At 34.0% G+C, this 22,493-nt stretch carries 22 protein-coding genes and 1 pseudogene; 18 read left to right on the forward strand and 5 right to left on the reverse strand.

From position 1 onward, the window contains the following. Positions 1-45: 45 nt before the first annotated feature. Positions 46-1,428, reverse strand: coding sequence for a hypothetical protein (locus tag ACM55H_RS08190; protein ID WP_416836045.1), 1,383 nt, complete (start codon positions 1,426-1,428; stop codon positions 46-48). A 258-nt stretch (positions 1,429-1,686) separates the two neighbouring features. On the opposite strand from ACM55H_RS08190, the gene ACM55H_RS08195 reads away from it, so the two are divergent. The 11 genes and pseudogenes from ACM55H_RS08195 to ACM55H_RS08245 all read left to right on the forward strand — a co-directional run bounded on the left by ACM55H_RS08195 (position 1,687) and on the right by ACM55H_RS08245 (position 11,725). Continuing rightward, entirely contained in the window at positions 1,687-2,445 is a 759-nt protein-coding gene (locus ACM55H_RS08195) for an alpha/beta fold hydrolase (protein WP_416836046.1), read from the forward strand. Between the two features lie 53 nt (positions 2,446-2,498). Beyond that, positions 2,499-2,843 (forward strand): phage holin family protein, encoded by a 345-nt coding sequence (locus tag ACM55H_RS08200; RefSeq protein ID WP_416836047.1) that lies wholly within the window; start codon positions 2,499-2,501, stop codon positions 2,841-2,843. Positions 2,844-2,927: 84 nt separating this feature from the next. Continuing rightward, positions 2,928-3,299 (forward strand): hypothetical protein, encoded by a 372-nt coding sequence (locus tag ACM55H_RS08205; protein ID WP_416836048.1) that lies wholly within the window; start codon positions 2,928-2,930, stop codon positions 3,297-3,299. A gap of 147 nt (positions 3,300-3,446) precedes the next feature. Then, entirely contained in the window at positions 3,447-4,346 is a 900-nt protein-coding gene (locus ACM55H_RS08210) for a DUF3347 domain-containing protein (RefSeq protein ID WP_416836049.1), read from the forward strand. A 62-nt stretch (positions 4,347-4,408) separates the two neighbouring features. After that, positions 4,409-5,122, forward strand: a complete 714-nt coding sequence (locus ACM55H_RS08215; protein WP_416836050.1) for a DUF3347 domain-containing protein — start codon at positions 4,409-4,411, stop codon at positions 5,120-5,122. Between the two features lie 2 nt (positions 5,123-5,124). Continuing rightward, the gene (locus ACM55H_RS08220) at positions 5,125-5,685 is read left to right on the forward strand and encodes a helix-turn-helix domain-containing protein (RefSeq protein ID WP_416836051.1); all 561 of its coding nucleotides are present in this window, start codon (positions 5,125-5,127) and stop codon (positions 5,683-5,685) included. 106 nt (positions 5,686-5,791) lie between these two features. Beyond that, a complete protein-coding gene (locus tag ACM55H_RS08225; RefSeq protein WP_416836052.1) occupies positions 5,792-6,241 on the forward strand; it encodes a heavy metal-binding domain-containing protein in 450 nt (149 codons plus the stop codon). 63 nt (positions 6,242-6,304) lie between these two features. Next, positions 6,305-8,824 carry a heavy metal translocating P-type ATPase gene (locus ACM55H_RS08230; protein WP_416836053.1) on the forward strand — a complete coding sequence of 840 codons (2,520 nt, stop codon included), beginning with the start codon at positions 6,305-6,307 and terminating at the stop codon, positions 8,822-8,824. 29 nt (positions 8,825-8,853) lie between these two features. Beyond that, a pseudogene (locus ACM55H_RS08235) lies at positions 8,854-9,192 on the forward strand (MerC domain-containing protein); the annotation flags it as partial. A 69-nt stretch (positions 9,193-9,261) separates the two neighbouring features. Beyond that, entirely contained in the window at positions 9,262-9,462 is a 201-nt protein-coding gene (locus ACM55H_RS08240; protein ID WP_416836087.1) for a GDCCVxC domain-containing (seleno)protein, read from the forward strand. A gap of 19 nt (positions 9,463-9,481) precedes the next feature. Then, positions 9,482-11,725, forward strand: coding sequence for a multicopper oxidase domain-containing protein (locus ACM55H_RS08245; protein ID WP_416836054.1), 2,244 nt, complete (start codon positions 9,482-9,484; stop codon positions 11,723-11,725). 330 nt (positions 11,726-12,055) lie between these two features. Here the strand turns inward: ACM55H_RS08245 and ACM55H_RS08250 are convergent, their stop codons facing one another. After that, positions 12,056-12,235 (reverse strand): hypothetical protein, encoded by a 180-nt coding sequence (locus ACM55H_RS08250; protein WP_416836055.1) that lies wholly within the window; start codon positions 12,233-12,235, stop codon positions 12,056-12,058. Between the two features lie 146 nt (positions 12,236-12,381). On the opposite strand from ACM55H_RS08250, the gene ACM55H_RS08255 reads away from it, so the two are divergent. The 3 genes from ACM55H_RS08255 to ACM55H_RS08265 all read left to right on the forward strand — a co-directional run bounded on the left by ACM55H_RS08255 (position 12,382) and on the right by ACM55H_RS08265 (position 13,756). Then, positions 12,382-12,564: a hypothetical protein gene (locus ACM55H_RS08255; RefSeq protein ID WP_416836056.1), complete on the forward strand. Its 183-nt coding sequence runs from the start codon at positions 12,382-12,384 to the stop codon at positions 12,562-12,564. A gap of 501 nt (positions 12,565-13,065) precedes the next feature. Next, positions 13,066-13,239, forward strand: coding sequence for a hypothetical protein (locus ACM55H_RS08260; RefSeq protein ID WP_416836057.1), 174 nt, complete (start codon positions 13,066-13,068; stop codon positions 13,237-13,239). A gap of 139 nt (positions 13,240-13,378) precedes the next feature. Then, on the forward strand, positions 13,379-13,756 hold the full coding sequence (locus ACM55H_RS08265) for a hypothetical protein (RefSeq protein ID WP_416836058.1): 378 nt from the start codon (positions 13,379-13,381) through the stop codon (positions 13,754-13,756). 150 nt (positions 13,757-13,906) lie between these two features. Here ACM55H_RS08265 and ACM55H_RS08270 read toward each other — a convergent pair whose 3' ends face one another. Continuing rightward, complete coding sequence (locus tag ACM55H_RS08270; RefSeq protein ID WP_416836059.1) at positions 13,907-14,341, reverse strand: winged helix-turn-helix transcriptional regulator; 435 nt, start codon at positions 14,339-14,341, stop codon at positions 13,907-13,909. A 100-nt stretch (positions 14,342-14,441) separates the two neighbouring features. Between ACM55H_RS08270 and ACM55H_RS08275 the strand changes: the two genes are divergently transcribed. Together ACM55H_RS08275 and ACM55H_RS08280 are read left to right on the forward strand one after the other, a co-directional pair. Beyond that, positions 14,442-15,242: an SDR family oxidoreductase gene (locus tag ACM55H_RS08275; RefSeq protein WP_416836060.1), complete on the forward strand. Its 801-nt coding sequence runs from the start codon at positions 14,442-14,444 to the stop codon at positions 15,240-15,242. Between the two features lie 7 nt (positions 15,243-15,249). After that, positions 15,250-16,254 carry an NADP-dependent oxidoreductase gene (locus tag ACM55H_RS08280; RefSeq protein WP_416836061.1) on the forward strand — a complete coding sequence of 335 codons (1,005 nt, stop codon included), beginning with the start codon at positions 15,250-15,252 and terminating at the stop codon, positions 16,252-16,254. 336 nt (positions 16,255-16,590) lie between these two features. Here ACM55H_RS08280 and ACM55H_RS08285 read toward each other — a convergent pair whose 3' ends face one another. Both ACM55H_RS08285 and ACM55H_RS08290 read right to left on the reverse strand, forming a co-directional pair. Then, the gene (locus ACM55H_RS08285; RefSeq protein ID WP_416836062.1) at positions 16,591-17,934 is read right to left on the reverse strand and encodes an SIR2 family protein; all 1,344 of its coding nucleotides are present in this window, start codon (positions 17,932-17,934) and stop codon (positions 16,591-16,593) included. A 173-nt stretch (positions 17,935-18,107) separates the two neighbouring features. Then, a complete protein-coding gene (locus ACM55H_RS08290; RefSeq protein ID WP_416836063.1) occupies positions 18,108-19,658 on the reverse strand; it encodes an RNA-directed DNA polymerase in 1,551 nt (516 codons plus the stop codon). A gap of 459 nt (positions 19,659-20,117) precedes the next feature. Between ACM55H_RS08290 and ACM55H_RS08295 the strand changes: the two genes are divergently transcribed. After that, positions 20,118-21,443 (forward strand): trigger factor, encoded by a 1,326-nt coding sequence (locus ACM55H_RS08295; protein ID WP_416836064.1) that lies wholly within the window; start codon positions 20,118-20,120, stop codon positions 21,441-21,443. A gap of 310 nt (positions 21,444-21,753) precedes the next feature. Continuing rightward, the gene (clpP, locus tag ACM55H_RS08300; protein ID WP_416836065.1) at positions 21,754-22,428 is read left to right on the forward strand and encodes an ATP-dependent Clp endopeptidase proteolytic subunit ClpP; all 675 of its coding nucleotides are present in this window, start codon (positions 21,754-21,756) and stop codon (positions 22,426-22,428) included. Positions 22,429-22,493 lie beyond the last annotated feature (65 nt).

A 22,493-nucleotide genomic window follows, 5' to 3' on the forward strand; every position in this document is an offset into this window, starting at 1 on the left:
ACTAAGTAATTTTCAGTTCGGCCTTAAGTCAAAAGTTTAAATTATTTATCTTTCAAAAGATTTCAAGAAATCCTCAAATTTAGTTTCAAGATCATCAAATCCTGTGGAAAAGTATGAGCTCATAGCAACTTCAGTCCCATCGCCAAACTTCAAGTAAAGAACTTCATCATAATATTGCATAGTAATTATCTCACCATTACCATTATATGACCAATATCCTCCAGCGGTAGAATTATCTTTAACCCATACTGGTAATTCAGTATCATAGCTATATCCTTTTTCTGAACGGTAAACGACGTCAGCGATCTCAGTTCCTTCTTTTTTAGATACTAAAATTAGTTTCGCGTTTTTATTGGAATTAATCACATTGCCTTCAGAATACTTTTTATTGTATGTGTTTTCAGCTGTGTAGTAGGCTTTGTAGTCTGTTTTAGGACTTTGATAATCAGGATAATCAGGATAAACTAAGCTTTTGTCTAAAGCTTCCTCATCTTTAGTTTGTGTAGTGATATCCATATCGGCTACGATGATAAAGTTATCCATGATTTGAATTAAACCATTTGCTTTACCTTGGTATTGAATAAGATTATCATCTTTTATTAAAGCATCAATATCAGCAGTGCTTCCAGAGGTAAACGAAACTAAATTTTTCCCGTTATAGGTAAAAGAAGATTTTGCAGTGTTTTGAGTTGCTTTCTTACTCCCACTGATTTCATATGTATATCCATCGTTCAAAACCATTTTAAAACTAGATTCGTCTGGCGTTTCTACTGTACCATTATATTTTGCGTTCGTTGCAAAAGTAGCGGCTTGTACATTATCAATAGTTAAAGTTGCATCAACTGAAGTAGGTAAATAAAACTCGTCATTTATAGATGGAGTTTGAATGTAATCATCAGTTTTTGGATCATATACCCAGTTTCCGTAAGTGTCTTCAAGCTTTACTTTTATGTTTGAAGAATTACTTTTAGAGGATAATGATGCGTTGTTAACAGTTTGAATTTTCTTTGCAGGGAAAACAAATTTTAATTCAGTAGTTGATGTGGTTTTAATCCAAATTTGTTTCGAATTATTCCATGTGTAAATCCCATATACACCAGAAACATTTAGAATGTCTGCTATTTCGTTATCGTTTTTACCATCAAAAATATCAACAGAACTGATACTTATTAAATCACCTAAATTTTGTATAGCCTCAATCGCTCCGGATGTTTTTGATTTGTCCATTTGAACTAACATATCATTGGCTTCTGCTTCTAATTTTACTTTTTGTTGAGATGGAGTTAATTTGGAATATGGTTGTGTAGTAATGTTTGCAATTTGCTCGCTTAGGCTTTCTTCAGGAAGATTGGCAGGTTCGTCATTATTACTACAAGAGATTGTAAGTTGTGAAATAATCACTGAAAAGAAAATGATTTTTTTAATCATGGGGTAAATTTGAAGTTAGAAATAAATGGAATCAAACCGTTATAGTTTGATTTTATGATAGATTGTAAATTAAAGAATTTATTAAAAAATAACCTACAATTTTAATCTACGGCAAAATTAAAATAATTAGAATATTCTTACAATACCCACTTTTAGTGATATTCACTAAAAAACCTAATTATAATATACCCATCAGATGAAATTAGATTTTTATCTTTGTAAGATGTTTCGGTTGTAAAAAATAAATCTTAAATCAATATGCTTTACTCAAAAATAGAAGGCGCTGGCCAACCACTTTTAATTCTCCACGGATTTCTAGGAATGTCTGACAATTGGAAAACGCTTGGAATACAATTTGCAGCTGATTTTCAAGTTCACATCCTCGATTTACGCAACCATGGTCGAAGCTTGCATTCCGAAGAATTCAGTTATGAAATAATGGTTCGGGATGTTTTTGAATATTGTCAAGCACATAATTTGGAAAACATCAATATCATAGGACATTCAATGGGCGGGAAAGTAGCTATGCTTTTGGCAACAACACATCCCGAATTAGTGGATAAATTGATTATCGCTGATATTGGACCAAAATTTTATCCACAACACCATCAGGATATTTTGGCAGGATTAAATGCCGTTGATTTTTCAATAAAACCAAGCCGAAACGAAGTCGAGGAAATCATGACAAACTACATTCCTGATTTTGGAACACGACAATTCCTGATGAAAAATTTGTATTGGCAAGAGCCAGGACAACTCGCTTTCCGATTTAATTTGGGCGTTTTTAATACTAAAATGGACGAAATAGGAGTTCCTTTGCCGGAAAATTTAATTTTTGAGAAACCAACATTGTTCATTCGTGGTGGGAATTCTAATTATATTTTGGACAGCGATTTCGAAAATATAAAACACCATTTTCCAACGGCAACAGTTGAAACAATTCCTAATGCAGGACATTGGCTCCATGCTGAAAATCCTGTTGTTTTTTATGAAACGGTTATCTCATTTCTAAAATAAAATAATCGAATTTAAATTTTTCTTACATTTATTGAAATTTTAAAACAAAAACCATGAATTTATTGATCAGAATTCTTGTTACTTCAGGATTAGTGTTGCTTATTTCCCATTTTATGCCGGGTGTTCATGTAGCCGGATTTACTACAGCATTAATTGTAGCAGTTGTTTTGGGTTTACTTAATATATTTATCAAACCAATATTGGTGATATTAACATTACCAGTTACCATTCTTACATTGGGGTTGTTTTTATTAGTTATCAATGCCTTGATTATTTTATTGTGTACCAATATTGTAGGTGGATTTAGCGTTGATTCGTTTTGGACCGCCTTTATTTTTAGTATCATATTGTCTCTTTCACAATCTATCATGAACGGGATATTGGGAGAAGGAAAATAATCAATTATTTAACAGCTATTTGTGAGTGAATAAATTCACAATTATTGTTGATTTGATACCTTTGTTTTATAAATCGCTTGATCAATGTCAAAAAAGTTTTATATAATGCTTCTTGTTATGTTTGGTTTCTTTATGATGCCAAGCATAGCTTTTGCATGTGGAACTAAATCTGAGAAAGCGTGTTGCAAAAAAGAGGTTTCTTCAAAAACGGAAAAGGCCGACTGTTGTAGCAAAAAACATTCTTCTAAAAATAAATCACATGAAGGTTGTAATGGAGCTTGCAAGAATATTTCTTGCAGTAGTTCGACAGTTTATTTGGGTTTAAGTTCATTATTTTACACCGATTTAAACAATAAAAACGTTAGTTTTTCTTCAGAAAAACAAAATTACTATTATTCAGAAATCTTCATTTCTTCTGATTTCCGATCCGTTTGGCTTCCACCCAAAATAAGCTAAATTCCTTTTTAGACAGCCATAAGTCTGTTTAATTCAAAGCATTTATGCTTTAAAATCATTAAATTTATAGTCAAATTCAATTTTCAGCAATATAAACTATTGCTTCAATATTGTTTGTGGCAAACTCACATCAAATTATTTAAAACAATGAACTCAATAAAAAAAATAGTGATGGCAATTATAGTATTGCTTTCAGTAACAATCGTAAATGCACAAATTAAAAATGCCAAAACCGAAACGGTAAAAATTTATGGTAATTGCGGAATGTGTAAAACAACGATAGAGAAAGCCGGAAACTTGAAAAAAGTAGCTCAGGTAGATTGGAATAAAGATACCAAAATGGCTATCCTGACTTATGATTCACAAAAAACAAATCAAGAAGAAATCTTAAAACGCATTGCTTTGGCGGGTTATGACAGCAACAGTTTTCTGGCTCCAGAAGCCGCTTATAATAATCTTCCCGGATGTTGTCAATACGACAGAGAAGCCAAAGTAGCTGTTTCTGAAACTAAAATTGACCCAAGTAATAGCGAACAGGTAAAGCAAATAGGAGCTATGGAAAATCATGAAGATCACAATGAAAATTCAGCTACTCTAAATCAAGGGCAAACAACGAATAATCAATTGAAACCAGTTTTTGACGCTTACTTTTTGTTGAAAGATGCCTTGGTAAAAACGGACGGTAAAGTGGTTTCTTCAACAGCGAAAGATTTATTAGCGTCCTTAAATGGCGTAAAAATGGATGAACTGGCGATGGATGTTCACATGGTTTGGATGAAAGTTATGAAGGATTTGATAGCTGGAGCCAAAAACATTTCTGAAACACAAGACATTAAAAAACAAAGAGCGCTGTTTATGTCTTTGTCCAAAAACATGCACGATTTGATAAAAGTCGCTAAGTATGAAACTCCTGTTTTTTACCAGTTTTGCCCAATGGCAAATGATGGAAAAGGCGCTAATTGGTTGAGCAAAGAGGACACCATTAAAAACCCTTATTATGGTTCTCAAATGTTGAGTTGTGGTAAAACAGTTGAAACAATTAAGTAATTTGCAGGATTCAATTATAACGGTAACTTTAAAATAAAACTAAAAATCAGTAAACATAAATTATGAAAAATATAATCCTTTCTTCTATTGCATGCGCATTCCTATTTACAGCTTGTAACCAAAAAAATAAGCAAGCCGAAGCAACAAATACTGAAACAGCTAAGAGCTCTTCAGAATTATATGCCTGTTCCATGCATCCTGAAATTACAGGAAAAAAAGGAGAAGCATGTTCTAAGTGCGGAATGGAATTGACACTACCTGTTGCTAAAATTCCGAAAACTGAAATAAAAACGACCACTATCGTTACATCTGAATCTGAAGTGAAACCAGTTGTTTCCTCTTCGTTTGCTATTGATGGAATTGTGAGTAGCTATTTGAAGCTTAAAAATGCATTAATAAAAGACGATTCTAAAACTGCGGCCAATGCAAGTAAATCAATAGTCGTAACTTTAAATGAGGCTAGCACAAATCCATTGGATGCAAACCTAAAGAAGAAATACAATGATATTGCGGCTGACGCAAAAGAACATGCAGAACATATTGGGAATAGCGCTGGGAAAATTGATCATCAAAGGGAGCATTTTGCAATACTGAGTAAAGATGTAAATGATTTGATAAAAACCTTTGGAACAAAACAAAAATTGTATCAGGATTATTGTCCAATGTATGATGAAGGGAAAAGCGGCTATTGGATAAGTGAAACCAAAGAAATTAGAAATCCGTATTATGGTTCCGAAATGTTAAGCTGTGGCAGAATAGAAAAAACGATTCAATAATTATGAAGATCTATATCAAAAATATGGTATGTGATCGCTGTAAAATGGTAGTGAAATCAGAACTCGAAAAAATTGAAATTTTCCCTATTTCAGTTGAATTGGGAGAAGTTGAATTTTTAGGCGATTTCAAAGACAATCAGAAGCAAGATTTAGAAATAAAATTGCAATCACTTGGATTTGAATTGTTAGAGGATAAAACGACGATACTTATTGAGAAAATTAAATGCCTGATTGTTAATTTGGTTCATCATCAAAATAATGAATTAAAAACTAATTTGTCAAACTATTTGTCAGAGCAATTAGGGCAAGATTATAACACATTGAGTAATTTGTTTTCTGAAGTTCAAGGCACGACTATTGAGCATTATTTTATTGCTCAAAAGATTGAAAAAGTGAAGGAATTATTAATGTATAAAGAATTAACACTAAGTGAAATTGCAATTAAATTGAATTACAGTGATGTAGCGCATTTGAGTAATCAGTTTAAAAAAATTACGGGCGTTACGCCAACTCATTTTAAACAATTAAAAGAAAATAACAGATTACAAATTGATGGATTGTAAAATTTACAAATCATTTCCAAAATTCTACAACGAGTCAAAATAATAGGTCTTGTACCTTTGAGTAGTAGAAATGAATCTTTAGTTTAATATTTTAATAATAGAAAAAATGAAAAAATTAATTATCGTACTAAGCGTATTCTTAGCAGTGAATTCAATGGCGTCAGCTCAAGAAGCTGTAAAATCTTCCAAAAAGGAAATGCATAAAGAAATGTATGCGTGTCCAATGCATCCCGACGAAATGAGTAGTAAAGAAGGAGAGTGCAGTAAGTGTGGAATGAAATTGGTGAAAACATTAAAACACGATACCTCGGGGAAAGGAAAAAAAACAGCAGTAGTTTCAACATACGTTTGCAAAATGGATGGAACTACTTCTGATAAACCTGGGAAATGTTCTAAATGTGGAATGAAAATGACTCCTGAAAAAGTTCAAAAATCGGGATATTCCTGTCCAATGCATCCGAAAGAAATGAGTGATAAATCTGGAAAATGTCCTAAATGTGGAATGCAAATGACTCCAAAAGAAAGTGATAAAATAGAAGAGAATCATCAACATTAAAGTTTTTTTCAAATCGGTTCTATAAATTTTTATAGAACCGATTTTTTTTTTTAATTCAACATTATGAAACATACGTATACAGTCACTGGAATGTCTTGCGACGGTTGTCGCTCCAAAGTCGAAAAAACATTGAATGCTATCGATGGAATTCAAGCAACAGTTACTTTGCATCCGCCAATGGCTACAATAACAATGGATAAACACATTCCCACTGCTCAATTGCAAGAAGCGTTAACAGCCGCCGGAAACTATACAATAGCAATGAATAACGGAGTTGATTCTCATGAAATAACTGAGAAATCATGTTGCAGTTCGAATAAACCACAAGAGAAATCAATAGTAATTTTGCCCACAAATGCGCAAGGAAAATATTATTGTCCGATGCATTGTGAAGGCGAAAAAGTCTATGATAAGCCAGGAAGTTGCCCAGTGTGCGGAATGGATTTGGTCAAAGAAGCAGCGTTGACAACCAAAACGTTGTACACTTGTCCTATGCATCCCGAAGTAATCAAAGACGCTCCCGGTTCTTGTCCCATTTGCGGAATGGATTTAGTGCAAATGGAACCCACCGATTCTGAAGAAAATAAGGTGTATAATGACTTGGTGCGTAAAATGAAAATCGCAGTGGTTTTTACGGTTCCAGTGTTCTTAATTGCCATGTCAGAAATGATTCCGAATAATCCATTAATGAAAATTATGGATGTTTCAAAATGGAATTGGGTACAACTAATTTTATCGCTGCCAGTAGTTTTTTATGCATGTTGGATGTTTTTTGAGCGCGCTTGGAAATCCATTATTACTTGGAATCTCAATATGTTCACGCTAATCGGAATTGGTACGGGAGTGGCGTTTTTATTTAGTTTAGTCGGAATGTTTTTTCCGGATATTTTTCCAAATGAATTTAAAACCCATAACGGAACGGTTTCGCTCTACTTTGAAGCGACAACAGTTATATTGACTTTGGTTTTATTAGGTCAATTGTTAGAAGCCAGAGCACACAGTCGAACCAGTGGTGCGATAAAAGAATTGTTGAAATTGGCACCAACCGAAGCCACTTTGGTTAGCGATGGAGCGGATAAAGTAATCTCAATTCATGACATCAAAAAAGGAGATTTATTGCGTGTGAAACCCGGAGATAAAATTCCGGTCGATGGAAAAATCACCGATGGCGAAAGTACAATTGACGAATCGATGATTACAGGAGAGCCTATTCCCGTTGATAAAAAAATAGGAGATAGCATTAGTTCAGGAACAATAAACGGAAATAAATCCTTTGTGATGATTGCTGAAAAAGTTGGTTCGGAAACCTTGCTTTCGCAAATTGTACAAATGGTTAATAGTGCCAGTCGTTCGAAAGCACCAATTCAGAAACTAGCGGATAAAATCGCTAAATATTTTGTACCAATTGTGGTCTTTGTTTCGGTAATTACCTTTTTTGTTTGGGCAAAATTCGGACCGGAACCTGCACTGGTTTATGGATTTATTAATGCTATTGCCGTATTGATAATTGCGTGTCCATGTGCTTTGGGATTAGCCACGCCTATGTCGGTGATGGTTGGTGTTGGGAAAGGAGCACAATCGGGAGTTTTGATAAAAAATGCCGAAGCGTTAGAAAATATGAACAAAGTAAATGTTCTGATTACTGATAAAACGGGAACAATTACGGAGGGGAAACCTTCTGTTGAAAAAGTATTCGCTATAAATAATGATGAAGATTCTTTATTGCAAAGTATTGCTTCCTTAAATCAATACAGCGAACATCCTTTGGCGCAAGCCGTAGTCAATTTTGCGAAAACGAAAGGAGTTTCATTAATTGAAGTAAAGGATTTTGAAGCTATTTCTGGAAAAGGAGTCATTGGGACGGTAACCAATAAAAAAGTGGCGCTCGGAAATAAAAAATTAATGGAGCAAGTGAAAGCCACGGTTTCGGATGAATTAGAAAATAAAATCACTGCCGAACAAAAACTGGGGAAAACGGTTTCTTATATTTCAGTTGACGGAATAGCTGTGGGATTTGTGTCTATCACTGATGCCATAAAAGCAACAAGCGTCGAGGCCATAAAAGAATTAATTCGCCAAGGGGTTGAGGTTATTATGCTAACTGGCGATAATGAAAATACGGCAAAAGCAGTGGCAACAGAATTGGGTTTAAGTTCTTATAAAGCGGGTTGTTTGCCCGAAGACAAGCTTAAGGAAATTAAACGACTGCAAGCCGAAGGAAAAATTGTAGCGATGGCAGGTGACGGAATCAACGATGCACCGGCTTTGGCGCAAGCCGACATCGGGATTGCGATGGGAACCGGAACGGACGTGGCGATAGAAAGTGCCAAAATAACTTTGGTAAAAGGAGATTTACAAGGAATCGTAAAAGCCAAAAACTTAAGTCATGCCGTGATGCGAAATATTAAGCAAAACTTATTTTTCGCTTTTTTCTATAATGTACTGGGAATCCCAATTGCAGCGGGCGTTTTATATCCGTTTTTTGGAGTTTTGCTTTCACCAATGATAGCCGCTTTGGCAATGAGCTTCAGTTCGGTTTCAGTAATTGTAAATGCGTTGCGATTAAGGAGTTTAAAGCTTTAAATTAAAAATTAAATAACAGAATATCAAAAATGAAATTATCAAATAACATAGACAAATTAGGAACAATCGGTCTCTTTACTACAGCACTATTTTCACCTTGTTGTTTTCCGCTTTTTGCATTCACTGCTTCTGCTTTTGGCTTGGGGAGTTTTGAGCTTTTTGGTAATTCTACAATGTGGGTTTTTCAAGGAATGGTTGCCATTTCTATCATTGGACTTTTTGTTTCCTATCGAAAACATAAGTGTTTGTATCCTTTATTGATAGCAATTCCAAGCGGTTTTCTAATCTTTTACGGTTATCATTTCAACCAAAGTAATAACTGGACCTATTTTCTTTATGCAGGTATGTTTGGACTTCTTGTTGCAACGGCTGTAAATTATTATCGAAACAAACTTCACGGCGAATGCAATACTTGTACTATATACAACGGTAAGTCAGTGGAATTAAAATCAACCTTGACTTGCCCAAATTGCAGATATGAAAAAGACGAAATAATGCCTACCGATGCTTGTCAATTCTTTTATGAATGCGAGAATTGTAAAACTATATTAAAACCAAAACAGGGCGATTGCTGTGTTTATTGTAGTTACGGAACTGTAAAATGTCCGCCAATTCAGGCAGGAGACAAATGCTGTTAAAAATTGAAAAAAAATAAAGATGAAAATTTATTCAATAATTATACTATTACTTTTTGCAATGATCGCAACCGCTCAAAAAGTAGTTCGTTATGATTTGTATGTAAAAGATACCATCGTAAATTTTACAGGAAAACCCAAAAGAGCGATTGCTGTAAACGGACAAATTCCGATGCCGACACTCACTTTTACCGAAGGAGATATTGCCGAAATTTATGTGCATAATGAATTGGATGAAGATACTTCGTTGCATTGGCATGGTTTGTTTTTACCGAATCAATATGATGGTGTTCCTAATTTGACGCAAATGCCAATCAAACCGCATACGACCCATAAATATACGTTTCCAATTATCCAAAATGGAACGCATTGGTATCACAGTCATACGGATTTGCAGGAACAGATCGGGATGTACGGTTTGTTTATTATGAATAAAAAAGCAGATGATTCGACTTTTAGAAAAGGAATAGATGATTTGCCAACGGTTCCAATTATTTTGAGTGAATGGACGGATATGAAGCCTGAAAATGTGCATCGAATGCTACACAATGCTTCTGATTGGTTTGCGATTCAAAAAGGAACAACGCAAAGTTATTCGGAAGCCGTAAAAACGGGACATTTCAAAACAAAAGTCACTAACGAATGGAAACGAATGAATGCCATGGATGTTAGTGATGTCTATTACAATAAATTTCTAATTAACGGGAAAAATGAAAGCCAACTTTCACAGTTAAAAGGGGGTGATAGAGTTCGATTGCGAATTGCGAATGGTGGTGCATCAACGTATTTTTGGTTGACTTATGCCGGTGGTAAAATAACTGTTGTGGCAAATGATGGAAATGATGTGGAGCCTGTAGAAGTCGACAGACTAATTGTACCAGTTGCTGAAACGTATGACGTAATTGTAACCATTCCTGCCGATAAAACGGCGTATGAATTTTTAGTAACCTCTGAAGATAGAACCAAATCAGCTTCGTTGTATTTAGGTAATGGAATCAAGCAATTAACTTCTCCTTTGCCCAAATTAAAATATTTTGAAGGGATGAAGATGATGAACGGCATGATGAAAATGAATGGCGATTTAGATGATATGGGAATGCAAATGTCACTCAATAAAATGGACATGAATGTGGTGATGTATCCTGAAATTACCGGGAACAGTCAAAAGTCGAAAGTCGAAAGTCAGAAGAATGATGAACATGCCAATCACAATCAGTATGACTCCAACGCACTTTCTGACATCACGACCTTGAATTATGCGATGCTGAAATCACCCACTAAAACAACGCTTCCAACTCCCCCTTCGGGGACTGGGGGAATAAAAGAATTAAAGTTTGAACTGACGGGAAATATGAACCGTTATGTTTGGAGTTTAGATAATAAAGTAGTTTCGGAAACCGATAAAATCTTGATTAAAAAAGGAGAAATCATCCGCATGGTAATTCACAATAATTCGATGATGCGACACCCGATGCATTTGCACGGACATGATTTTAGGGTAATTAACGGGCAAGGAGAATATTCACCATTGAAAAATACGATTGATATTATGCCAATGGAAATAGACACATTGGAATTTTCCGCTACTGAAAGTGGTGATTGGTTTTTTCATTGTCATATTTTGTATCACATGATGAGCGGAATGGGCAGAATTTTCTCTTATGAAAATTCTCCTGTTAATCCCGAAATACCAAATCCGAAATTAGCGCAACGTAAATTATTTGGTGATGATCGGGCTTTTCATTTGATGGCCGAAAATGATTTTGCCACCAATGGAAATGATGGAATGGCAATGTTAGGAAATACGCGTTGGAGTATTGGTACAGAATGGCGTTTGGGTTACAGCGATATGCACGGTTACGAAACCGAAACACATATTGGAAGATACATTGGAAAAATGCAATGGCTGATGCCGTTCATCGGTTTTGATTGGAGGTATCGAAAAATGGAAATGGGAGCAATGGAAGAGAATCTTTTTGGTCAAACGAATACCAAAGATAATCGCGCCGTTTTCAGTGCCGGAGTCGAATATACCTTGCCCATGCTCATCAAAGCTCAAGTAGAAGTATTTACCGATGGAAATTTCAGGTTGCAATTTGAACGAATGGATATTCCTGTTTCCAAAAGATTGCGCATGAATTTAATGTGGAATACCGATAGAGAATACATGGCAGGATTGCGCTATATCGTTAAGAGAAATTTTGGAATTACCACGCATTACGACAGCGATATGGGATTTGGTTTTGGATTAAATTTGAATTATTAGAGAATTGAAAATGTAGTCCTTCAGTTCGAGGGCAATGTTATTACATTAAGGATTCGTCAGTTCGAGTTGAGTAGCAATTTGCAATCGAAAATTGCTACGAAGTATCGAGAACTCTTTTATTATAAAGGCTTCTTGATACAATTTTGAACAGTAAATCCGACGCATTACTGTTCAAAATTACTCGAAGTGACGGTCCGATTTAACTTAATAACCATTGATTACTTGTGACTCCTTCGTCTGAATGGTATTTTTTTTAGGTAAACTTCAAACAGATTAATAATTGCTCAACGAATGTTTTACTGTTGTGCAACATATTTATGAGCAATCAAATCAATCTTTTTTATGTTGTTCCGTGTGGTTTTGATTTCCGTTAAGCGTATGATCTCCCACGTTCATTCCGTTTGACATTCCGATCATAAAGGCGGTAATAATTAGCATAATTTTCCTTTTTGCCCAAAGAATAGGGTGTTTAGATTGCTCTAAACGTGTTTTATTGTTGTGTTTATACATTTTGTAAATGATAAATGATTAGACATTTGGTATCATCTTTATGCATGGAATTGCATAAATGCTTAGAAAAGAAATTTTCTAGGCTGTGTATAAACTTTTATAGGAGTTTCTGGAAGTAATCATCTCATTTATAAAAATGTATTGAGATGCAAATGAACTTACTTTGTGATAAAGCAGCGTTTGTAATTTTAGAAAAACCGGAATTTGAAGAGTATAACTATCTTGAAATTGGAGATAAATTAAGTGAAATAGGAATGAGGTTTTCTCAGACGGATTTGCCTGATGGAACACATATAATTTCGAACCCTTATAGTTTAATTCTCTTCTGAGAATTACGTTCGAGAATTGATAATAATCTACTGAATTTGACTGAGAATTTAAAGCACCATCATTAACCATCAAGCCAAAAGCCAGAAAGAGGGAAAGGAGATATTTTAAATACTTTGTCAATCTATTTAATTTTAATTATTAGTGTGTTGCAATGTGTACCTGATTTTTGTTAGGATTTTATGGCTAAAATACCATTTATTTTTCGGATTAGGACTATTATATAAATTTGTGCTATCGAGTTGTAAATCCGAATTCATGGTTTTTATGCTGTGCAAAGTCTCCCGACTTTGTGTCAAATACTATCTGTCGTTAGCACTTTATATTCACGTTATTATTTGCTCGTTATTGTGGTCGCAAAGAGACGATTGCGCAGCTTGTTTATTGAAAATGTGTGAATTATACAATTATTGCCAAAAATTGTATTACATTTTTGCAAATGTATAGGGTTATTTTTGCTTCTTAGGAACAAATTATTTAAACCATCATTTAAAATTATTTACATGAATAACCCCTCAGCACCAAAGAAAATTACCTGGATTATAGGATTGATTTGCGGTATACTTGGAATCATTGGACATTTCATGCATGTTCAAATTTTAACAGAACATAATTATACACTACTGCTTATTGGTTTTGTTGTTTTGGCAGTAGGAACAACTGTAAAAGGAGTTTAAATAATTAGAAATTATGCTAGGATGAGAAACCAACAATTAAATGGTTTATAGAGCATTGCTTAAAGTGGAAATTAATCTGTCTTCTCAGGGCAGGCTTTTTAGAATTAAATACAAGTATTAATATAATAAATATATAATAATGTCAGAAAAAAACAAAAAACAATTTGGTGTTTGGATGGATTCACATCATGCAACTATTGTAGGAAGAGAAAATGTAGATTCAGGTGAGTTCGTAATATTAGGTCACGAAAAAGTTGACGGACAAGGTCGTAATTCAAGCGAAAACGCAGCAAACAATGCTGAAAGAGATTTACTTCATAAACTATTCAAAAATATTACTGCTCATATGCAAAATGTTGATGAATTGCATGTGACAGGAACTGGTACTGCACAAGAACAATTTATTAAATATTTGAGTGAGACTCCACAGTATAAAAATGTTGAGACTAAAGAAAGTACTTCTAATAAAATGGATGATGAAAGTTTAATTGAATATGTGGCTGCACAATTCAACTAACCGCTTTGAAAAAAAGCTGTTTTTTATTGGTTAAAATAAACTGCCTCCAAAAAAGTCAAACGCTATTTGGAGGCATTTTTATGGAGAGAAAAGTCGTACGGTGGTGTGAGAGGCGCACTCCGTCAGTTTTTGGCGGAGCCATCTACTCGATTAGCTGCCGCTTTTTTTCTCGGTTATTTTGATTTTTAATTCTTTCGTAACCCGTTTTACAAATTTGTCCTTGTCTTTCTTGGCTTCCCTGATTGTCGCTTTTAGGTCGGTTGGCATTTCATAATATTTGTCCGACCAAATATAAACTTCCATAATTATAGGCAATAAGTCAATCCCTTTTGGTGTCAGTCTGTATAAAATTTTTGCTTTGCTGTCGGGGTGTGCTGATTTTTCAATTATGCCATTTTCTTCAAGTCCTTTCAGTCTTGATGCTAAAATATTGGTGGCAATACCTTCTTCCGATTTTAAAAAGTCATTATAAGTACATTTATTTCCGAACATCAAGTCTCGGATAATGAGTAATGACCACTTGTCGCCAAATACGTCTAGCGAACAACTCAATGGGCAATCTGATCTTTTTTTATTTGTTTTCATAAAATATTTTTAAAAACAACTTGTATTTTGAAAGTTGTTTATATATTTGCACTTGCAATTTGAAAGCAAATTTACAAATTAAATTTTAAATCAAGTAATCATGAGTAAAACAATTTTAGTAACAGGGGCTTCATCAGGGTTTGGGCTTCTAATTGCGAACAAGCTTCACAAAAGTGGATATAATGTAATCGGTACAAGTCGCAACCCCGAAAAGTATGCGTCAAAATTACCCTTCAAAATGATAGCTTTAGATCTTGATTCAGAACAATCGATAAACACTTTTTCAGAAAGAATTTTCAAGGAAATAGGTCAGTTGGATATTCTTATCAATAATGCTGGCTTTTTAGTGTCAGGTATTGCAGAAGAAACGCCAATTGAGTTAGGTAGGCAACAATTGGAAACTAACTTTTGGGGAACCATCAAGGTAACTAATGCAGTATTGCCCTATTTTAGAAAACAAAAATTCGGAAAAATAATAACTGTGGGTTCAATTGTTGGGCTTGTGTCATTTCCCAATGCCGCTTATTATGCCGCTTCCAAACACGCATTGGAAGGTTATTTTAAAGCATTACGTTATGAATTAAATGAGTTTAACATCAGTGTTTCTATGATTGAACCCGCTGCTTTTAAAACAAGTATTTTAGATAATTCATCAACGACCTTAAATAAAATTGAAGATTACAATTCGTTAAGAGGTAAGATTGAAAAATTTACAAATAATTTGGTAGAACAAGCCGAAGACCCTGCCATGGTTGCAGAAAAAGTACTAAAAGTAGTTCAAACAGATAAACCAAAATTTAGAAATATTGTGGGTAAAGGTACTTCTGTCTTGATAAACTTGCAGCATTTTGCTTATGGGGTTTTAGAAAAAAATGTTCTTAAACAATTAAACAAATTTTAAAATTAAGATGAAAGCATTCATAGTAAAAAGCTACGGCAAAAAAGAAAAATTGCATTTAACTGATTGGGCTGAACCCACTTTAAAAGAAAATGATGTATTGGTACAAGTCAATTCTGCAGGTGTCAATTTGTTGGATTCACTCATTAGAAATGGCGATTTCAAATTGTTTCTTCCTTACAAGCCACCATTTATTAATGGACACGATGTGGCTGGTGTTGTTACCAAAGTAGGTTCAAAAGTTAGCAGGTTCAAAATTGGCGATGAAGTATATTCTCGACCATCAGATTATAGAGTTGGTACCTTTGCCGAATTCATTTCTATTGATGAAAATGACGTGGCTTTAAAACCAAAAAATATTTCAATGGAAGAAGCAGGCTCAATTCCTTTGGCTGGTTTAACTGCCTGGCAAGCTCTTGTTGAAATAGGAAAAATTAAAAAAGGGCAAAAAGTTTTCATTCAAGCTGGTTCAGGTGGTGTCGGTACATTCGCCATTCAGTTAGCAAAACATTTAGGGGCTTTTGTTGCTACAACTACAAGTACAAAAAATATTGAATTAGTAAAAGGTCTTGGTGCTGATCTTATTATTGATTATAAAACAGAAGATTTTGAAACCAAATTAAAAGATTATGATTTGGTGTTACACAGTAATAGAGATACAAAAATACTTGAAAAATCACTACGTATTTTAAAGTCTGGTGGACAACTTATTTCGTTAGTCGGTCCACCAACGCCTGAATTTGCAGCTGCAATTGGTTTGCCGTGGTATTTAAAATTGATAATTAAACTTTTAAGTTTCGGTGCAAGAAATAAAGCAAAAAAAATGAATGTATCTTTTAAATTCTTGTTTATGAGAGCAGAAGGCAAACAATTAGGTCAAATAACAGAACTTATTGAGGCTGGTGTTATAAAGCCAATCATTGATAAAATATTTCCATTTGAACAAACAAATGAAGCACTGGCTTACGTTGAAACAGGTCGATCAAGAGGAAAAGTTGTTGTCAAAGTCAAGTAGTTTGTCTGTGTAGGGTGTTCGGTTAAGTCCCATTACTACAGCGGGTTTGGGACTAAATTAAGCTCCGCTGTGCAAAGTCTCCCGACTTTGTGCCAAATTCTATATGCCGTTACCACTTTACACTCACTTTATTATTTGCTCATTATTGTGGGCGCAAAGTCACAGACGTTTGCGCAGCTTACAGAACAAATTTATTTTTTGAAAGAACACTTTGCGGAACTGGGGGAAATTTGTTCTCTAACCTTTCCATTAGGACTGAAGTCAAATATATATAATTACCTTTAAATTTGGCCTTAAAACCCTAATTTCATGAAACCGCTGTTGTGCGATCGTGCATTATATAAATGGACGATGATGAATAACCAAGTCACTTTTTCCTTGCAAGATGTCTTTAAATGTTTTTTGAGCAAAATTTTCTGCTGACTTATGGAAAATTTCATTTTTGTTCACACTATCTTCAAAAATAGTTTTATCTTCTACTGGACCATGTCCATATAAATACCAAAATGGAAAATCTTCCAAGTCTTCTTCTTTAAATAATATTGAATGTAAACCTTCAATGTAACCGTCAATATAGGCTACATCGGGATAATTTTTTGCTTTGATTTTCAGCTTTCGTATTTCATTATAAGAATCAATAGAATTGAAAATTTTGTGCGGATAGAAAGACAAGCCACTATCTGCATGATACATTAAATAGCTTAATGCGTGAGATATTCCATCTTGATAAAGTGCGCAATAAATTGAATTTGCAGTTCTTTTTTCTGGAATTAAAGCAGAAGTTTCCTCGTGAATTTTATAGTGTTTTTGTTTTAAGTAATATATATTATCAATGTTCTCTTTTGGAAATAAGAGTTTTAAACCTTCCAAGTGTTTTCTAATTGCTGATATGAAATAAGCTCCATCGGTATTAATAATTGTCATATTTGGAGCCTTGAAATTTTTATCTATTTCAGGATTGACTGTGACAATATAGCAGTGTGGAAGAATTTCTTTAAGCTCTTTTTTTAAGTAATTATAAATTCTGATAAAGTCGTAATCTCTAAAAGAGTAACCGATAAATACGACAGTTTTTGTAGCTAAAATTGTTTTTAAGTAGCTACCAATTATACCACGATTAAGTTGTTTATAACATTTATCATAATCTTCTTTGGTTGCTATGATTGAGCCATAATTACTAATAGAACCATGGATTTTGTAAATTTTTCTACCTGGAAGGTTATGAAATGCAAAATCTTCTGGAATAACTATCGGAATTGCACCAGCCTCTCTTTCAAAAAAATCATCCCAATTGGTTGTGACTATTGATTTGATATGGTAAATTGAAGAAAGCTCTTTATGAAATTCACTAGCTTGATTATATAGTTCTTGGAACTGATGACAATAATCGAATCGATACTTTATCGTCTGAAGTAATTTTTGCCTCCCATTTTTAGTTGTTTTACAGAATAACGACATTAACGATGGGAAATCTAATTCATCTTCTGGTTTTTTGATTATTTCATCTAATATGTCTTCATAAAGTGTTTCCTTGAATATCTTTTTTGTTTCAGTGCTAATGCCTGCTCCAGCAAAGATTACTAGATTCCCTTCAATCGTTGCGTCTATTATTTCAGTGGGTAAATCAAAAGGTAGTTTGTTTTCACATGATTCACAACCGCATGTTCTTTTATCTTCCATTGTTAATTTTTACTAGAGAGTTGCTTTGCATGTTGCACAACGTTCTCGCGCTACAAGCAGTTTGGGATTAAATTAAGCCTTATCTTCGGATTTGCCAAATCTTCCAAATACAAACCAATTTTTCCATTAAGCCAAATACCCAAATTGCTTGTAGCGTGTGTTAGTAGCTGTTTTTATTCTACGATTTCATTTTTAAATAATGCTAAATGCTCCAAAAGCAAAATATTATTGCCTGGTTTCTTTATCGTGTCAAATATTTTTATGTCAGCTGGAATTGGTTTAAAAAATTCGGCTCTATTACTTTTTAGACTTTTTATTAATTCTGAATTTATCTTTTTAGGTAACGATATTGTTGCTAAATTTAGTGATTTTACAAAGTAAATTAACCATAATAAATCGTATTGGCAATCGTCAATATTTGATAATTTTTCGTTTAATAATTTTTCAATAGCTGAACTAATTTTAGAAATAGTTTTTACTTTCGTCGCATTTTGTTCTATTATTTTTTCAATTATTGCAAGTATTTGAGGAAACGATTTATTTCTACGTTCTTTCAACATCAGTAAAAGACTAATTGCTTTTAATAAATCCTTTTCATTAAAGTTAAATTTAAGCTCGTGCTCTTTTGTATAAAGTTCTGATAGGAAACGGTCAACAACACCTGTCCCTTCAAATTTTTTATCGACTTTTAGAGTACCTCTAAACGAACTTTCAAAACGTTTATAACTGATTTTTTTTCTATATCTTAATGAATACTGTTGATATTCAGCAGTCCATTCTCTAAATAAACCTTCGGGAAGTTCTGTAACTTGTGATTTACTATCATTGAGATTAAGATTGAATAAAGCCATTTGTTTTTGCAATGTCTTTATTATAAAGTTTGCATCTTGTTTTGAGTGGCATAAAAAACGATAATCATCTTTAAAGCGAACACCTATAAAATCAATTCCTTTAGCTGTTATAACTTTTGAACATTCAGTATCGACTGCACTTAATATAATTTCTGCGATTAGGTCTGAAATTGCTGGTCCAATTGCAATTCCATTTGTGCAACCGTCATTTGAATTTTGGAAGAGTCTGTCCAAAACTAATCCAACATAGTCATCGTATTTACTTCTATTGCCTTTTTTTCGGATAAGTTCTTTTGTGTGTATTGCCCAAGCGATACTATGAGTGTAAATTGAGGGATAAAAATTTTTTATATCTGATTTCAAGATATATTTGTAATTATAAGCTTCAGCAACTAAATCATTTTCAGCCATTTCCAAATATTCATAAATCATTCGCCCCGCTCTTAAATGACCTAATTCGCCTTCACTTTTTGAAGTAATTGGTATGGGAAAACTGTATGAATGAATTTTGTTACTCGCTCTAAACAAAGATTTTAAAATCGTTTCCCAATTATCGTTTAAATACCAAACGATATCGTGATAGATTTTCGGTGCAATAATACCAAAAGTTCTTTCGGTTAGTTCTGTTTTTGGAAATGATATATTTAATAATTCGCTTTTTTCAGGTTCAAATTTAATCTGTCCTGCGACGCTATTATCAATTTCAAAGTAAGGTCTTGGTTTTAAGTCAAATTTTTTAACTTTAAAACTCGGAGGAACAACATATTGCTCTGGATAATAACCTTCTTCTAAAAGCCATTTCGCAATTTTTTCTTTGGAAACTTTTTTAAGAAGTCTTTTTGTTTCTGCTGTGTGCTCTTTAGGTAGACTCAATATGTTTGTAATATAAATGTTCTTGATTTTTCTGATTTTTCCGTAAAATAGCTACTAACTTGCATATACCCGCTACAAAGTAGCGCTTATACACCCAATTTTGGTTGGCTTTGCGCTACTTTGTTTCGTTTTATCTGTTTTCAAATATATTAAAAAAATTTCTTACAAACCATCAAAATGACTTCATATTGTTGAATACTTCGAGCCGCGTTAAGGATGGTAGTGGAGCTCTTTTATGGGCTGCCTTTTTTTGGCAGGCGATAAAAAGCGGGAACGTACAGCCTGACCCGCAGTTTTTACGGAGGGACACGCCCAAATTATTTTCCTTTTCAAGCCTCTGATTTTATTAAATAACCGCCTAAAATTCAATCCCGAAGGTTCGGCACTAAAAAGCTTGTTTGGGTTGGAAAAATTTTATAATTTTGCAAGCCAATTTTATTATGTAAATTAAAGAAGAAGATGGATATTAAAAGAGTAGCAATAGACGCTGTAACTGAGACAATTGTAATGACAGTTGTTCACATGGATTACAAAGGCCAAGTAGCAAAAAGAATAAACGAAAAAATGCCTTTGGCAACTGTTAAAGGATTTAGAAAAGGGGCTGTGCCTAAAGATCTTGTTGAAAAACAATACGGTAAAGGGATTAAACAAGAAGAAGTTCAGAAAGTTGTGGATTTAGCTTTAGAGCGTTTCGTACAATCAGAAAGATTAAACCTTCTTGGAACGCCACTTGTTAAAGTAAACGAAGATTTTTCTTGGGATACTGAAGAATTGGTTTTTGAATATGAAATTGGTTTAGTGCCAAACTTCGAATTGGATTTAGAAGCTAAAAACGACATCGTTAAATATGTAGTTTCTGCTGATGATAAATTAATCGAAGGTCAAGTAGAACGTATCCAAAAACAATTTGGAACTGCAATTCCTCAAGAAGTTGTTGCTGCAGATTCAGATGTAACAGGAACTTTCACTAACGAAGAAAAAGGAATTAATAACGCTACCACTATTGCTGCTGATCTTTTCAAAGACAAAGCGACTTGGGATAAATTCATCGGTAAAAAAGTAGGTGATGTAGTGACTGTAAACACTAAAGGTTTATTTGAAGATGATCATCAATTGATGGACGTGATGAAAGTAAGTCATGATGATGTTCACGGATTAGATGTTGATGTGAACTTCACAATCGAAGCGATCAATACTGCTGAATTGGCTGAATTGAACCAAGATTTGTTTGACAAACTTTTTGGAGCAGGAACTGTTGCTTCACTTGAAGAATTGAAAGCAAAAATCAAGGAAGATGCTGAAAACCAATTTGCACAACAAGCAGACCAAAAATTATTGGCTGATGTTCAGGATTTCTTGATCGAAAACACAAAATTCGACTTGCCATCTGAATTCTTGAAAAAATGGTTGCAAACTGTAGGTGAGAAAAAATTGTCTCCTGAAGAAGCTGAAGTAGAATATGCACGTTCTGAAAGAGGATTGCGTTTTCAGTTAATCGAAGGTAGAGCAATGGCTTCAAGCGACATCAAAATTACTTTTGAAGACTTGAAATCATTTACTACAAGATCAATCAAACAACAAATGGCTCAATTCGGGCAAACAAATCCTACTGACGAAGAAGTTCAAGGAATTGTTGCAAGAGTTTTGTCAAACCAAGACGAAGTAAAAAGACTTTCTGACCAAGTTGTTGCTGAGAAATTATTGGAATTGTTCAAAGAGAAAGCAAATCCTACTACTAAAGAAGTAACTTACGAAGAATTTATTGCCGCTTCATACGGAGAATAATTTCTAAAAAAATAAGTATATTTGAGCGTCAAAAGAATAATTTTTTTGGCGCTCTTTTATTTGAATTAATTTCAAGGAGCCAATCCAGCTATCCGTTGCAAGTTTTTTCTTCCGTTTAAGTTTTTTAAATTCTTACAAGAGCTTCTTCCAGTCGCTTTGTAAAAATAAAAAAACTAAAAAACGGAATTCAAAAAGCTTTTCACTTTTATCTGGGCTAAAAATAAGACATATTGACATCATTTAGAAATAGGTATGACCTTTGCATTAAATCGAATCACAAGATATTACGTAAAACTTAGAACAAAAAAATATGAACTACGGTAAAGAATTTAAAAAATTTGCTACAAAGGACCACGGCGTAAACTCGATGTACTACGATAAAATCGTAGGCGCAATGACTCCTAAAAACATGACTCCATATATCATCGAGGAGCGTCAGTTGAATATTTCACAATTAGACGTTTTCTCAAGGCTGATGATGGACAGAATTATATTCTTGGGGACAGGAATTGATGATCAAATCGCAAACATCGTTCAAGCACAGTTGTTGTTCCTTGAAAGCGCTGATGCTTCAAAAGACATTCAGATTTATTTGAATTCTCCAGGAGGAAGCGTTTACGCAGGATTGGGAATTTATGACACGATGCAATACATCAAACCAGATGTTGCAACTATTTGTACAGGAATGGCAGCTTCTATGGGAGCGGTGCTGTTATGTGCAGGTGCTGCAGGAAAACGTTCGGCATTACCACATTCAAGAGTAATGATTCACCAACCATCAGGCGGAGCTCAAGGAGTTGCCACTGATATGGAAATCAACTTACGTGAAATGTTGAAACTGAAAGATGAGTTGTACAAAATTATCTCTCACCATTCTGGACAAACTTTCGAAAAAGTGCATGGTGACAGTGAGCGTGATTATTGGATGATTGCCGAAGAAGCAAAAGTATACGGAATGATTGATGAAGTTTTAATAAGAGGATAAATTATTAGTCGAAAGTCAAAAGTCAAAAAGTCAAAAGCAATGCTCAGACTTTACGACTTTTGACT

Origin of the sequence: Flavobacterium cryoconiti (assembly GCF_048158645.1) — a bacterium.
GTDB classification, from domain to species: domain Bacteria; phylum Bacteroidota; class Bacteroidia; order Flavobacteriales; family Flavobacteriaceae; genus Flavobacterium; species Flavobacterium cryoconiti.

What these genes read in the sequence shown, in the direction of transcription:
- ACM55H_RS08190 (WP_416836045.1), bottom strand. Translation starts at nt 1,428, where the DNA reads ATGATTAAAAAAATCATTTTCTTTTCAGTGATTATTTCACAACTTACA.
- ACM55H_RS08195 (WP_416836046.1), top strand. Translation starts at nt 1,687, where the DNA reads ATGCTTTACTCAAAAATAGAAGGCGCTGGCCAACCACTTTTAATTCTC.
- ACM55H_RS08200 (WP_416836047.1), top strand. Translation starts at nt 2,499, where the DNA reads ATGAATTTATTGATCAGAATTCTTGTTACTTCAGGATTAGTGTTGCTT.
- ACM55H_RS08205 (WP_416836048.1), top strand. Translation starts at nt 2,928, where the DNA reads ATGTCAAAAAAGTTTTATATAATGCTTCTTGTTATGTTTGGTTTCTTT.
- ACM55H_RS08210 (WP_416836049.1), top strand. Translation starts at nt 3,447, where the DNA reads ATGAACTCAATAAAAAAAATAGTGATGGCAATTATAGTATTGCTTTCA.
- ACM55H_RS08215 (WP_416836050.1), top strand. Translation starts at nt 4,409, where the DNA reads ATGAAAAATATAATCCTTTCTTCTATTGCATGCGCATTCCTATTTACA.
- ACM55H_RS08220 (WP_416836051.1), top strand. Translation starts at nt 5,125, where the DNA reads ATGAAGATCTATATCAAAAATATGGTATGTGATCGCTGTAAAATGGTA.
- ACM55H_RS08225 (WP_416836052.1), top strand. Translation starts at nt 5,792, where the DNA reads ATGAAAAAATTAATTATCGTACTAAGCGTATTCTTAGCAGTGAATTCA.
- ACM55H_RS08230 (WP_416836053.1), top strand. Translation starts at nt 6,305, where the DNA reads ATGAAACATACGTATACAGTCACTGGAATGTCTTGCGACGGTTGTCGC.
- ACM55H_RS08245 (WP_416836054.1), top strand. Translation starts at nt 9,482, where the DNA reads ATGAAAATTTATTCAATAATTATACTATTACTTTTTGCAATGATCGCA.
- ACM55H_RS08250 (WP_416836055.1), bottom strand. Translation starts at nt 12,235, where the DNA reads ATGTATAAACACAACAATAAAACACGTTTAGAGCAATCTAAACACCCT.
- ACM55H_RS08255 (WP_416836056.1), top strand. Translation starts at nt 12,382, where the DNA reads ATGCAAATGAACTTACTTTGTGATAAAGCAGCGTTTGTAATTTTAGAA.
- ACM55H_RS08260 (WP_416836057.1), top strand. Translation starts at nt 13,066, where the DNA reads ATGAATAACCCCTCAGCACCAAAGAAAATTACCTGGATTATAGGATTG.
- ACM55H_RS08265 (WP_416836058.1), top strand. Translation starts at nt 13,379, where the DNA reads ATGTCAGAAAAAAACAAAAAACAATTTGGTGTTTGGATGGATTCACAT.
- ACM55H_RS08270 (WP_416836059.1), bottom strand. Translation starts at nt 14,341, where the DNA reads ATGAAAACAAATAAAAAAAGATCAGATTGCCCATTGAGTTGTTCGCTA.
- ACM55H_RS08275 (WP_416836060.1), top strand. Translation starts at nt 14,442, where the DNA reads ATGAGTAAAACAATTTTAGTAACAGGGGCTTCATCAGGGTTTGGGCTT.
- ACM55H_RS08280 (WP_416836061.1), top strand. Translation starts at nt 15,250, where the DNA reads ATGAAAGCATTCATAGTAAAAAGCTACGGCAAAAAAGAAAAATTGCAT.
- ACM55H_RS08285 (WP_416836062.1), bottom strand. Translation starts at nt 17,934, where the DNA reads ATGGAAGATAAAAGAACATGCGGTTGTGAATCATGTGAAAACAAACTA.
- ACM55H_RS08295 (WP_416836064.1), top strand. Translation starts at nt 20,118, where the DNA reads ATGGATATTAAAAGAGTAGCAATAGACGCTGTAACTGAGACAATTGTA.
- clpP (WP_416836065.1), top strand. Translation starts at nt 21,754, where the DNA reads ATGAACTACGGTAAAGAATTTAAAAAATTTGCTACAAAGGACCACGGC.